Genomic DNA, 13,370 nt, shown 5'->3' on the forward strand with positions numbered 1-13,370 from the left:
GCTCGTGAAAATAAAGTGCTTAGAAACAATATGTGGGAAGAGCAAAGGTTATCTGTGAAATGAGAGAATGTCACAGCATGTCTCGTTTTCCTCTGGCTGCATTGTTTGCTTTGATCTGCCTGCTCACGGGCTGTGGCTACCACTCAGTCAACTCCGCGGCACATCTACCCAAGACGGTGCACACGCTGGCCGTGCCGACTTTTGCCAACCACACGCAGTCCTTCCACACAGAAGTGTCTTTCACGAATGCAGTGATCCGCGAATTCGCCAGCCGCACTCCATACAAGGTTTTGGCAACGGATCAGCAGGATGAAGGCGATGCCGTGCTGGAAGGCGCGATCAACAGCTTTCAGGTGATTCCTCTGACCTACAACATCCAGACAGGTCAGTCGTCGAGCTATCTCATTAGCGTTGGAGCCAGCGTCAAAGTCCTTGATAGGGACAAGCGCGTGCTCTACGAGAACAAAACCTACAGTTTCCGCCAGCAGTACCAGACCACGCAGGACCTGGTCAGCTTTATTCAGGAAGACCCCGCTGCCGTGCAACGTCTCTCACGTGACTTTGCGCAGGCGCTCGTCTCCGATATTCTGGAATCCTTCTGATGCAAGTCACACGCACCAACGATGATGTCATCCTGAGCGGAGGAGCGCGAAGACCGGGGTCCCCAGCGCACCGTTTTTGTGCAATGGAGTGGGGAAAGCGCGCAGTCGAAGAATCCGCTTTTTCGCTCCGACAGGAGACGATCTAGGCATGGGCGCAGGCTTCGCCTCTACTGACCGCTTCCTCGCTGAACTGCGTAGCAACAAACTGCGGCCCGGCTACGTTCTTGTCGGCGATGAGATCTTTCTTTACGAGCGCTGCCGACGCGCCGTATTAGAAGTCTTCGTCCCCGCTGACTTGCGCGATTTCTGCCTGTCGGATATCGATCTTGCCGAGATGAGCATCTTTGAAGCGCTTGACCGCGCTCAGACGCCGTCGCTGATGGCGCCTTTTCAAGTGCTGTTCATTCGCAACCTGAAGCAGCTCTACACGCGCGGCGCAAAAAAGGAAGAGTTCGCCGCAATTGACGGCTACTTCCGCTCGCCAAATCCGCAGGCAATGCTCATCTTCATCGCCGACCACCTCCGCATTCCATCTGACCCGCGCCGCATGGACATGACGGACAAGGACCGCTATGAGCGCATCCGCGAAACTCTTGGCGATCACTGCGGCATCGTCGAGTTGGCCCGCGTCGATGAAAGCGACGCGCTGCGCTGGCTGCTGGCGGAAGCTGAGAAGCAGCAGATTAAGCTGGAACAGGACGCAGCGAGAGAGCTGGTCGATGCACTCGGCGCGGACATGATGCTCATCGCGAGCGAATTTGAAAAGCTCTCGCTCTACGCCGGTCCGAAAAAGCTCATCACGCTGGGCGATGTCGAAACGATGGTCCTGGCAGCGAAGCAACGCTCACTGTACGAACTGACCGACGCCATCTCAGCCAAAGATAAGCGGCGCGCTCTCGCATTGTTAGCTGGCCTGCTGAACGCGTCTGACGGCGGCGAAGATGCGGCGATCGGACATCTTTACATGCTGGCGCGCACCTTCCGCCAGATGCTCGTGATCCTCGAAAAGAATGTGCGCGACTCACGCGCAATCTGGCAGGCATTGTGGCAGGGCTTTCGCATGCCACCCTTCGCAGCCGAAGATTTGATCCGCCAGGCACGCCGCTACAAATCGAAGAGGGAGCTGACCCGCGCTCTGCGCCTCATTGCGCGGGCAGACTTAGAGCTTCGCTCGCAACCGCCGGATAAGAAACTCGTGCTGGAGCGCTTGGTGATGGACCTGGCCAGCGAACCGAAGCCCGCACAGTTACTGCCATCCTCGACCCAGTATGCTATGGATCTCTAAACTTAGTCGTCCGCAGACAAGAAGCAATTCAGTGACGAAGAGGACGACGCGCTTTGCGCATCGTCCTCTTGCAGGGCAGATCAACGGGGTTTTCAGGGACGAAAATTAGTATCGAAAGCAACCTCAGTTTTGAATCCAGATTCCAGAGGGTCCCAGTAGTGTTGGAGTGGCAATCGCGCCGAGTCCAGTCACCATATCCACTGGGAAGGATGACGCGCTGCCGGGATCTACCGCGCTGTAACTAAAGTTATAAGCATATGCATTCGACATATATTCAGAGATGTAGTTCTTCAGCGTAGCCAGACCGCCGTAAAGCGACATCCCCCACTGTGCGCTGTTGCCTACGAGATAGATTCCAGCGGGAGCCGCGAAGCTCACGATGACATATTGATTTGTGCTGTAATCCACGAGATAGACATGGCCACTGGTAGAAGAAGTCGTCCACACTTCAACAAACAACTCATCGCCGGGCGCTATGGACATGCTGGTGACGCTCGTCAAACCTAAGGGATACCACTCATAGACGGGAGCGTAGTAGGAGGCTCTCACCGTGCCGCTGCAGTACTCCGCTTCTTCCGTTCCAGCTTGGAGAACGTCGCTCGATCCCCAGCCGTCCAGGCCAACAGATGTTACTGCATAATCCCAGCCGCCATCACACGTGGCTTGTCGCACATTCGGCACATCATAGTCTGCAATCGCAAAGTAGAAGGAAGAGCTTCCATAAGTGGTAGCTCCATTCTTGTTAACATAGCCAGCCCAGCTGGTCGAGGTAACAGGTCCGGAACTGCCACTCGGTGGTGCGGCCTTCACTGTCGATGGATTAGCTAAGGTCTTACTGATTTCAAGTACAGGCGTGATGCGCGTTGTAGATGCGGCCATCGCTCTCTGCCATGTGGCAAACGCTTTCGGCGCAGCGATCTCATTCGGTCGCGGCGGGAAGCCATAGTATTCCAGATCCTGATCGGAGGCCGTTAAAGGATCGAAGTCCTTCGGAGGAGCTGCGATTGTAGTTACACCCGCGAGATTGGTCGCGAGTTCATTCGGCTTCAGCTGCTGCTGGTTCTGCGCTGTTCCAATCAGAGGCGCAGCAAGGAGCAGAGCCGAAACGAGGGAAAACATGCGCTGTTTCATCGTTCCTGCTTCTTTCTGTATGAAGTTGTATGGATTTGGCCCAGAGGCCCAGGGATGACTTACATAGAAGTAGTGAGGCCGGCACGCACTTCGTTTCCGATGAGTTTGGAATCTCTAACTTAATCGTCACTCCATACACACAAAAACGAATGACGACGCAGGTTCGCGTCGTCATTCGCAAGGCAGATGGCCCTAATTCTTTGATCCAGAATTAGTACCGAGCTGAGCCTTCGTCCTGCATCCAGATCGCATTCACGCCCAGAGGCGTGGGATACGAAATGGCATAGCCGTTGTTGTCGAGCATGGTTACAGGGAACGATCCCGCGCTGCCCGGATCGACTGCGCTGTAGCTGAAGTTATAAGCATAAGCATCCGAGAAGTAATCCGAAATATAGTTCGACAGTGTTGCCAGACCACCACCAACACCCGGGCGCTCCACAACCCACTCTGCGCTGTTGCCTACCAGCTGCGTTCCCGGAGGCGCAGAGAAGTTGATGATCACATACTGATCGGTGTTGTAGTTCACGAGATAAGCATGACCTGCGGTTGAGGAGGTGCTCCAGACTTCAACGAAGAGATCATCGCCAGGAGCAATTGGAAGGCTGGGAATGCGTGTCCAGCCATAGGGATACCACTCATACCATGCTGAGTAATAGGTAGCTTTCGTGGATCCGCTGCAATATGCATCAGCTTCATTACCGGCTTGCAGTACATCGCCTGATCCCCAGCCATCAATTCCGACCCACGTTACCGTGTAGTCCCAGGTTCCGTCGCACTTGCTGTAAGCCTGACGGGCAACGGGAACAACATAGTCGCCGATAATGTAATAGAAAGAAGAGCTGCCATACTTGGTAACTCCATTCGTATTGACGTAGCCGCTCCAGTTATAGGAGAGAGCTGCGTTGCCGCTCGCAGGTGCGGCAGCACTCGCGCCAGCCTTCAATTTCGCCGGACCAGCAAAGTTCTTGGTGACTTCGAGTACAGGTGTCACGCGGTTTTGAGATGCCTTCATCGCTTTCTGCCAGCTCGCGAATGCTTTTGGAGCGTCGACCTCGTTCGGCCGCGGCGGGAAGCCGTAGTATTCCAGCTCCTGATCAGAGGCGCTAAGAGGATTAAATCCCTTTGGTGGAGCTGCGATTGTGGTTACACCCGCAACATTGGTTGCAAGTTCATTCGGCTTCAGCTGATGCAGCTGCTGCTCTTGAGCTACGCCTGTCAGAGGCGCAGCAAGGAGCAATGCCGAAACGAGAGAGAACACACGCTGATTCATCGTTTCTACTTCTTTCTTTTGTAGGATTTTGGGGAGGTGGCCCCGAGGCCCAGAGATGTCTTACGCACAAGTAGTGAAAGAAGCAGAGATTCCGTTACGAGGGCTGGAAAAATATTCTTCGCCCATAAATCCGATTGCGTAACCTTTGCGTATCTCTTCTAACTCAGTTGAGGAAATGCTGATAGGAACAAAGGATGTTGCTTATATGTTGTCTGCAATAGGAAAGGAGCGGCATTCGTAACAACACCGCTCCTGGTTATGGAAGGCTACTTCGGGGTTAAAAAGATTTATCGGGTTCCTTGAAAAGGAAGAGGTAGGCCGCACCGCCGACCGCCCCACCGAGAATAGGCGCGATCCAGAAGAGCCATAACTGCTGCAACGGCCACCAGTATCCAGCGAAGATGGCCGGTCCCGTGCTTCGTGCGGGATTTACCGATGTATTCGTAACCGGAATGCTGATCAGGTGAATGAGCGTGAGGCACAGACCGATTGCGATCGGTGCAAAGCCGGCAGGCACGCCGCGCTTATCTGTGGAGCCCATGATCACCCAAAGGAAGAAGAAGGTTAAAACGAATTCGGCAACAAAGCAGGCCAGCAGCGAATAGCTACCCGGTGAATGCTCGGCAAATCCATTCGAGGCGAACGAACTGCTCGCGGCGTTGAATGACGGATTGCCGGTAACAATGATGTAGAGAACGCCGGAAGCCGCAATTGCGCCCAACACCTGCGCAACGACGTAGGCGGGAAGGTCCTTCGCCGGGAAACGCTTGCCGACAACCAGTCCCACGGATATAGCGGGATTCAGGTGGCATCCCGAAATATGGCCGATGGCGTAAGCCATGGTTAAAACCGTCAATCCGAATGCAAACGCAACGCCGACAAAGCCGATGCCCAACTCAGGAAACGCCGCTGAAATCAGGGCAGATCCGCAACCTCCAAAGACGAGCCAGAATGTACCCAGAAACTCCGCGACCGAACGACGAATCAATGTTGGTGTCACAAACGATTCCTCCTAGCATGCGCCTCATGGGCGAGTTCTGAATCGCCAAAACGCTAACACGGAATGACTTACGAATGCGAAGGAATTTCGTTGAATTTTCCCGGGCCGAGAAGATGAGCGAAGGAATCAGTGGTATTTGCTTGAATATGCGGAGCTTAGATTGAGCCGCTACTCAACGACAACTTCTTCTACGCCCTTGCCTCCTGCAGTCAGCGTGATGGCGGCTGCGAGAATCAGTCCACCCCCGATCCACGCCAGCGGGCCCAGTGTCTCTCCCAGTAACTTCACGCCGAGAATCGAACCGAGAGCCGGTTCGATATTCAGGAAGACCCCTGCGCGTGAGGCAGGTACGCGGTGAATCCCCGTGTTCCATAGCAGCATGGCGGCAGCGTTGCACAGCAGACCGCTGGCGGCGAGTGCGAGCCATGCTTTGATGCTGACCCCATGCACCGGCGGCGTACCATCCCTGAAGACAACCCACACCGCGAGCATGGCCGTGCCAGTGAGCAGACCATAGGCGGTCACGGCCATCGGCGAGTGGCCTTGCATCAGGTGCTTGTTCAGCAGGACCCACGCCAGAGCAATCAGCAGAGAAATCACGATCAGAAGATCTCCCGCGAGTGTAGGGCCATGTCCTGATGGGCTGCGATGACCTCCGAGGACGATCATCGAAACGCCTGCGGTCGATCCGGCCAGGGCCAGCCATCCCATCCAATCGAGCCGCTCATGCGCGAAGATCGACGCACCCACGGCGAGAATCACCGGCATAGTGCCGACCATTAGCGCCGCGTGGCTAACCGTGGTCATCGCCAGCCCTTGAAATTGCAGCAAGTACTGCACGGGAATTCCAAGAAACGAAGCGATCAGCAACAGTGTCCAGTCGCGGCTCGTGAATCCCGGCCGGCGCAGCAAGAAGAATAGCGGAGGGCAGGCAAAGAGAAAGCGGTAGAGCACCATGTGTCCTACCGACATCTCAGCCAGCGCGATCTTGCCGAAGAAAAACCCTGTTCCCCACAAGCATCCGGCAAGCGCGCATGCCCCATAGCCAATCAAGGCACGAGTGGGTATTCTTACGCTGTTGGTTGCAATTGAAGGCATGTATTCACTGTGGCACAAGCTGGAAATCGGCGCGCTCCGATTCATGCTGTGACGATTCGGTAGTACCCCGGTCGTTTGTGCTAAGATCGTTTATTTTGTTATGGTTACGAGGGCTGTGCCGTGCGGCGATTGTTTAGAATCAGCGGACTAAGCCGCATCTATTTAGCAGTGTATAACTGACTGGTAAAGAATAACTCGCAGTGTTCAGCATTTTGTCGCTGTGATCATGCAGTAGATCATAGGACCCAATGGTGCGCCGACGAGCGGCAACAATACCGGAGCCAGCACGTTGTTCCAGCGAGCACGGGTCATTTTTCGTTCGCCGAACACTACATCCGTGAGCAGAAACTTCAGCGTCACCCAAGGGATGTGTGCGACCGAAGGAGCGACACGCATCTGCAAGTGCTCAACGGTAATATCTGCGAACCCAAGTTGTTTCAGTCGTGCCGTGAAGAGATGCAATTGTGCCAGTTCTTGAATGACCCAGCACTCACAGAGCTTGAGATAGATGCGCTTTTGAAGTGTGTTGGCGAACCGGTTGCTGTTGAGAAAACCGTCCGCAACAACGAGACGTCCGCCGGGTCGAAGCAAGCGATGCGCCTCCGCCAGCAACGCATTCTTATTTGCACCGTGCGCATGGCAACTGCTTTCAAGCGCGTACACGCCATCGTAACTGGCAGGCGGTAGGAGAGTGTCTTCGTAATCGCCCTCGATCAGCCGCACGCGTTCGCTGCATCCGGCTGCCTCGTTTAGAGCGCGCGCCTGTTCCACCTGCCATGGAACTCGCGTTAGTCCAAACAGTCGCGCATTCGGGAGGCGGCGCGCCAAACTGCGCAGCGTGGCGCCGAGACCGCAGCCAAGATCGAGCAGTTGCGGTTCCGCGACATCATCCAACTGTAGCCGTGCGAGCACCTCTGCATTCATCTGCTCCAACATGCTTTCGCGATGCAGAGGGTTTGTCCCGGCTTGGTAGTACCCAAAATGCATATTGAATTCGCGGCTCCAGGCTGCATAGTCGGGACCTGCTTCGCTGTAATACTGTTCCAGGCCGATCTGTGGTGTGGCCTTTGCCGCAGCCACTGTTTGAGCTGCAGATTCCTTGATAGCGTCGACGTCCGCGGCAATCATTTCTCCCCCTTTGCCTTGCGCTGGCCTGGCAGCCACTTAGTTATGCCTGCGCCCATGCTCACGAGGGTGCGCAATGTGCTGGGCGGCAACTCAATCACCTGCTGGTACCACCCGTGCAGTTCCTGTAGAAACGCGTGCATGCCAGCGATGCGTGCCGCCACCTCAGGCTTTTCCGCGCGTGTTTCTGTGGCAAGTCTTCCAAGTACAGCGATGGTGGGCTCAATCTCGCGCTCCATGCGCTGCCTTACCACCGTGAGAAAGAGACTCCATACATCGTGCGAGGTAGAGAAGAAGTCGCGGCGATCGCCGATCTGGTGCGTTATTTGAACCAATTCCCAGTTCTGCAACTCACGCAGGCTGCTGCTGACATTCGACCGGGCTACCTGGAGTGCCTCAGCGATGTCTTCTGCCGTGAGCGGTTCTTGCGACAGATACAGAAGTGCATGTACCTGCGCGACTGTGCGGTTCACGCCCCAGCGGTTGCCCATCTCGCCCCAGTGAAGTATGAATTCGAGCGCAGCTTTCGACAGGGTCATGGAATATTCTCCTGAGACTGTAATTTCAGTATAAACTGAATTTACAAGCTATACCGAAATAAATGTTTCCATGCGGTTTCAAAAAAAAGTTTCCATTGGGTTCCGCGCCCGCGAGGAGCGGGCGCGATTGTCTTAGCGGATTGCTACCAGATGGCGCAGCGTTTTGCAGGGGCCATGGGTTGGCCGGTCTGGCAGGCGAAGGCCTTCTGGAATTCCGGCAAGTTTACAACGACGCCGTTGACGCGGAATTCTTCCGGCGAGTGCGGATCGGTTTGCACTCGCAAGCGCAGGTCTTCAGGGCGGTTGTTCTGGCACCAACTCTGCCCGAAAGCGACAAAGAACTGCTGGTCCGGAGTAAGGCCGCCGTATTCCGCATCGCCTTTCTTCGTCACATCCACACCGGCTTTCTGCGCGCGATCGAGATAGGCGAGGAAGGCGAGCTTCAATCCGCCGAGATCGGCAATGTTTTCACCGAGCGTGAGCTTGCCGTTCACGTGCAGATCGTCGACTGCTACGAAGCCGTCGTATTCCTTCACGACGCAATCGGCGCGCTCGGTGAATTTCTTTTCGTCTTCCGGAGTCCACCACTCTTTGAGGTTGCCTGCCGCATCGAACTGGCGGCCTTCATCATCGAAGCCATGCGTAAGCTCGTGACCGATCACGCCGCCCGCATCGCCGTAGTTGACGGCATCATCCTGACGCGGATCAAAGTATGGCGGCTGCAGAATTCCGGCAGGGAAGTTGATGTCATTCATCTGCGGATTGTAGTAGGCATTTACGGTCGGCGGCGTCATGCCCCATTCGCCGCGATCGACGGGTTTGCCGATCTTGTTGATCTGGCGGTGAACTTCGAATGCCACTGCGCGGCGTGCGTTGCCGAAGGCATCTCCGCGAACCACTTCCAGACTTGAGTAGTCGCGCCACTTGTCTGGGTATCCGATCTTGTTGGCGACGGAGTGCAGCTTCTCCTTCGCGCGCGTCTTGGTCGCCGGGCTCATCCATTCGAGCTGATCGATGTCGCGCCCCATAGCGGCTTCGATGTCATGCGTCAGCTCAACCGTGCGCTGCTTGTCTTGCGAGCTGAAGCGCTGGGCAACATACACCTGACCCAATGCCTCGCCCAGGTCGCGGTCCGTGGAACGGACGCAGCGCTTCCAGCGCGGCTGCTGCTCAGGCTGGCCCTCAAGAATCTTGCCGTAGAAATTGAATGACTCTTCATCGAGCGCCTGTGGCAATGCGATGCTCGGCGTTTGCCGTACCGCCGCCCAACGCAGATAGGCCTTGAGCGAATCGAGATCGGTCGAGGCCAGCACCTCGTTCAACCCAACAAAGAATTTAGGCTCGGTGACATTCAAAGAGTCCACCGGCGGAATATCGAGCGAACGCAAGTATTTGTTGAATGCGAAGTTCGGAGCGCTGCTCTCGAAATTGGCCAGCGTCATCTTGTGGTAGAGTGCCTGCGGGTCGCGCCGCTCGACGTTGGTTAGCGAATGCTTCGCCAATTCTGTCTCGACTTTCAGAACCGTGTCGCCGTCCTTTGCTGCCTGTTCGTGCGACTCGCCCAGCAGTTCGAAGGTGCGGGCGACGTGCTCTTTATATTGGTCACGCAGCTTCGCAGATTTGTCGTCTGTACGGTCGTAATACCCTTTTTCCGGAAGGCCAAGCTCGGCCTGATCGAATTCAGCGATCTGCTGCGTCGCATCTTTATAGTCCTGATCGGAGCTGAAGCCGAAGAATGTGCCGATCCCGATACTGTCCAGGTAAGCCGTCAGTTCCGGCAGGCCATCTTTCGAATTCAGCGCGGCGATGCGGTCGAGTAACGGCTGCAGTGGTTTCAGCCCGGCCTCGTTCACTGCATTTACATCGATGCATGTTGCATAGTAGTCACCAATTTTTTGCTCATTCGCGCTGCGTTCTGAACCACCCGCTGCTGCTTTTTCCAAAATGGATTTCAGCACGAGACGGTTTTGGTTTTCGAGCTCGGTGCCGCGTCCGTAGGAGGATTCATCCGCTGGGATTGGATTCTGCTTTGACCATCCTCCACAGGAATACTGGTAGAAATTGACACATGGATCGGCGCTGGTATCCATGAGCTTGGGGTCAAGCGCTTTAAGATTCTTCTGCATGTCAGTAGTATCCTGAGCGTTCAGGCACGCAGGAATCAGACAGCCGGCAAGCATCATGCCGGAGACAATCGATGTTCTCAAAAAGGGCATACAGGCCTCAAAAAGTTGCCTATGAGGTAAACAAGGCAAGCTAGCGTTATCAAAAACATACGAACGAAGAAAGTCAATCGTTTCCTTTTTGTAGGAGAATGTTGGGCATGGGTTTGAAGATGGACCTGCCGGTACCGGTCCGAATGCTGCTGGCGTTCTTCATGGCCCTCCTGTGTGTAACAACTCAGGCGCGCGCAGGGCAGAAGAATAGCGATCCAGGGCCGAAGCCTGATCTGAGCATTCCCGTAGAACCGCTGGGATTTGTCGCACCAAGCTCGTTTTATCTGACATCGCGGCTGTCATCGATTTCTCTCGACTTCATCGACAAGGATCATCTGCTGTTCACGTTCCGGCTGCCGGGGCTGATGAAGCGCCTGCCGGATGAGCCACCGGATGACGAAGACCAGACGATTCGAGCCGTTGTTCTCGAGTTACCCAGCGGCCACGTGACGGCCAAAACAGACTGGCGCATGCACGACCGCTCACGTTATCTGTGGCGCCTGGCTGAGGGGCATTTTCTTGTGCGACAGCGCAGCAGCCTCTTCGTTACCGACACGTCGCTGGACTTGAAACCCTACATAAACCTCGAAACAGCGCTTGAATCGGTCCAAATTTCGCCGGACCGCAAGATGCTGGTCGTTGAATCGGAGAGCAAGAAAGAAAACCGGCAGGCGGTCGCGAGCACCGTGCCAACGCTCGGAGATCCGACGCCTCAGCCGAAGCCAATACAGATTTACATCATGCGTGCCGACACGCGCTCTGTGATTGCTCACGCTGAGACGCTAAATGCAGTCGAGATTCCGATGATGGGCGAAGGCCACCTGCAGGCGATTCCGGGCAAGGAGAACAAATGGCTCATTCGCTACATGCCATTTCACGGCGAGGCGCGAACACTAACCGAGGTTCAGTCCAACTGCCATCCTTCTCAGGAAACAATCAGCAGCGATGTCACTCTGGTGATGACCTGCCCCCGATCCAGCAATGATCATCAGGTAATGGCGGTGAACCTTGATGGGAAAACCCTGTGGCAACAGAAGTGGGAGAGCCGCTATATCTGGCCAACGTTCCAGCTTACGCAGGACGGAAGCCGCTTCGCCTATAGTTCCTTGCAGGTAAATCATTCTGTCGGCATCATGGACCCGATCGACGAAACCAACATCGTGAACCAGATGATTGGAGTCTTCGATACGCAGACCGGTCAGTTGCGTCTTGTCAAGAATGCAACACCGATTCTCAGCGCGGGGCAGAACTACGCACTCTCACCCGATGGACTGCGTTTCGCGATTCTGCGCCAGGGCGCCATTGAGGTGTACGACCTGCCGCCCGTTTCCGTGTCGCATTAAGTATCCCTGAGTGATTGCAGAACCAAAGGTGTCGCCTCTCTAGGTATACTGGGTCTCGATGAGATTACGGGTCCATCTCAATGGACGATGGGCTCGCGCACCGCAGAGCGATGACGACGTCTCCAGTTTTCACCGCACCGCAAATCATCGAACGGTCCTTATCCTCCTTCTGCTGTGCTGTTGCATTGTCTTTCCTGTCCGCGCGCAGCAACAGCAGCCGGAAGACCCGGAAGACGAGCATCAGATCGGGCTCTGGCTCGATCAGGGAATTTCTTTCGATCTGTCGAAGACGAAATCTCTGGAATCCGAATTTCACGAACGCTTCGACGATGGGGCTTCGAACCTGTTCGAGTATTTTGGCCAGGCCGGCCTGGCATTTCGTCCAAGGCCATGGCTCATGCTCTTGCCGAGTTATCGCTATGCGCGTTATCCAAGTAACCCAACATCTTCTTATGAGAATCGTCTTCTGCTGAACCTGACTCTGTTGCGAACGACAGGCCGATGGCGGCCGAATTTCCGCATGCTGACTGAGGGACGTTTCCCCGAAAACCGCATTGCCTCCGCACGTCTACGATTTCGGCCGGGAATCGACTATGTTCTTCCGCTTCGGGTGACAAGGCCTCCGGTGCTGGTTGTGAATGACGAGATCTTCGTTGTCCCCGGTACGAATAGCTTCTCCAGTGGGAGCGCCTTTACGCAGAATCGCTTCCAGACGGGAATCCGGCTGCCGATTACCGGCTATCTATCGACGCGGCTTTACTACATGCTTCAGTCGGTGAATCTCCCCGTTGGTTGGAAGAACGCCAGTATCTTTGGCGTTTCAGTCGCGTGGAAGGCCCGCAACAAGAACAAGTAGAGGGACTAAAGTTTGAATAATTCGCGCAGCCTGCGAGTCTGCGCGCGGCTCACCGGGATTTCGGTCTGTTTCTTGTCGTCCATGCGCAACTGGTAGCTGCTTTTGAACCACGGCACAACTTCCTTGATGTGGTTGATATTGACGACATAGGAGCGATGCGCGCGCCAGAAAATTGACGGATCGAGAAGGTCGAGCAATTCTTCGAGTGTTCTGCATTTCGATTGCCCTTCAAGAGTTGGCGTTACGACCGTGATCACGCCCTCGTCGATTGAAGCGAAGCAGATGTCTTTTTGATCGATGAGCAGCAGGCGGCTCTGCGCCTGCAATACGATTTTTCCGCTGTGGCGCTGCGGTTGTTGTTGCTGCTCGATGAGCTTGAGCAGCGCGCCGATGCGGATGTCTCCGCTCAAGTCGCCGTGTTTCACCGCGCTGTCGTCGTGCGAATGCACTTCCTGCAACCGCTGCCGCGCGCGTTCCAGCGCCTGCAGCACACGTGCCTTGTCAAAGGGCTTCAGCAGGTAGTCGATGGCGTTTACGTCGAAAGCTTTGACTGCGTACTGATCGAAGGCAGTGGCAAAGATGATCTGCGGAAGATGCTCGCCGTCGCCGTGTTCCAGCAGCTTTTTGAGCACGGCAAAACCATCCAGCCCCGGCATCTGCACGTCGAGAAAGACGACGTCGGGCTGGTGCGTGCGAATCAGATCGACAGCCTCAATACCATTCGTTCCCTGAGCCAGCACTTCCACATCTGTCGTGTCGAGCAGATACTTCAACTCTTCACGCGCCAGCTCTTCGTCATCGATGATGAGTGCAGTCATTGCCATAGAGCACAAAGATTAAGTATAGGAAGCCGCAGAAAGGGAGGTCAAACGCGAGAGGTGAAGGGAGATGAGTGACGTGAGACG

12 protein-coding genes are annotated in these 13,370 nt (G+C 55.3%); 4 read left to right on the forward strand and 8 right to left on the reverse strand.

What is annotated here, in order from left to right:
- Positions 1-77 precede the first annotated feature (77 nt).
- Both lptE and holA read left to right on the forward strand, forming a co-directional pair.
- A complete protein-coding gene (lptE, locus tag H7849_RS04565; RefSeq protein WP_186744523.1) occupies positions 78-602 on the forward strand; it encodes an LPS assembly lipoprotein LptE in 525 nt (174 codons plus the stop codon).
- A 148-nt stretch (positions 603-750) separates the two neighbouring features.
- A complete protein-coding gene (gene holA, locus H7849_RS04570) occupies positions 751-1,887 on the forward strand; it encodes a DNA polymerase III subunit delta (protein WP_186744525.1) in 1,137 nt (378 codons plus the stop codon).
- 123 nt (positions 1,888-2,010) lie between these two features.
- Here holA and H7849_RS04575 read toward each other — a convergent pair whose 3' ends face one another.
- The 7 genes from H7849_RS04575 to H7849_RS04605 form a co-directional block, all read right to left on the reverse strand.
- Positions 2,011-3,018 carry a G1 family glutamic endopeptidase gene (locus H7849_RS04575; RefSeq protein WP_186744527.1) on the reverse strand — a complete coding sequence of 336 codons (1,008 nt, stop codon included), beginning with the start codon at positions 3,016-3,018 and terminating at the stop codon, positions 2,011-2,013.
- Between the two features lie 211 nt (positions 3,019-3,229).
- Positions 3,230-4,288 carry a G1 family glutamic endopeptidase gene (locus H7849_RS04580; protein ID WP_186744529.1) on the reverse strand — a complete coding sequence of 353 codons (1,059 nt, stop codon included), beginning with the start codon at positions 4,286-4,288 and terminating at the stop codon, positions 3,230-3,232.
- A gap of 277 nt (positions 4,289-4,565) precedes the next feature.
- Positions 4,566-5,288, reverse strand: a complete 723-nt coding sequence (gene aqpZ / locus H7849_RS04585; RefSeq protein WP_222439764.1) for an aquaporin Z — start codon at positions 5,286-5,288, stop codon at positions 4,566-4,568.
- A 168-nt stretch (positions 5,289-5,456) separates the two neighbouring features.
- Positions 5,457-6,386 carry a DMT family transporter gene (locus H7849_RS04590; RefSeq protein ID WP_186744531.1) on the reverse strand — a complete coding sequence of 310 codons (930 nt, stop codon included), beginning with the start codon at positions 6,384-6,386 and terminating at the stop codon, positions 5,457-5,459.
- A gap of 204 nt (positions 6,387-6,590) precedes the next feature.
- A complete protein-coding gene (locus H7849_RS04595) occupies positions 6,591-7,514 on the reverse strand; it encodes an SAM-dependent methyltransferase (RefSeq protein ID WP_186744533.1) in 924 nt (307 codons plus the stop codon).
- A complete protein-coding gene (locus tag H7849_RS04600) occupies positions 7,511-8,050 on the reverse strand; it encodes a GbsR/MarR family transcriptional regulator (RefSeq protein ID WP_186744535.1) in 540 nt (179 codons plus the stop codon). The genes H7849_RS04595 and H7849_RS04600 overlap by 4 nt, the downstream gene beginning before the upstream one ends.
- 143 nt (positions 8,051-8,193) lie before the next feature.
- On the reverse strand, positions 8,194-10,266 hold the full coding sequence (locus tag H7849_RS04605; protein ID WP_186744537.1) for a M13 family metallopeptidase: 2,073 nt from the start codon (positions 10,264-10,266) through the stop codon (positions 8,194-8,196).
- 107 nt (positions 10,267-10,373) lie between these two features.
- Here H7849_RS04605 and H7849_RS04610 point away from each other — a divergent pair, with 107 nt between their 5' ends.
- A complete protein-coding gene (locus H7849_RS04610) occupies positions 10,374-11,609 on the forward strand; it encodes a hypothetical protein (protein ID WP_186744539.1) in 1,236 nt (411 codons plus the stop codon).
- 58 nt (positions 11,610-11,667) lie between these two features.
- A complete protein-coding gene (locus H7849_RS04615) occupies positions 11,668-12,465 on the forward strand; it encodes a DUF2490 domain-containing protein (RefSeq protein ID WP_186744541.1) in 798 nt (265 codons plus the stop codon).
- Between the two features lie 5 nt (positions 12,466-12,470).
- On the opposite strand, the gene H7849_RS04620 is transcribed toward H7849_RS04615, so the two are convergent.
- Positions 12,471-13,289 carry a LytR/AlgR family response regulator transcription factor gene (locus H7849_RS04620; protein WP_186744543.1) on the reverse strand — a complete coding sequence of 273 codons (819 nt, stop codon included), beginning with the start codon at positions 13,287-13,289 and terminating at the stop codon, positions 12,471-12,473.
- Between the last annotated feature and the right edge of the window lie 81 nt (positions 13,290-13,370).

This window comes from Alloacidobacterium dinghuense (genome assembly GCF_014274465.1).
Lineage (GTDB): Bacteria > Acidobacteriota > Terriglobia > Terriglobales > Acidobacteriaceae > Alloacidobacterium > Alloacidobacterium dinghuense.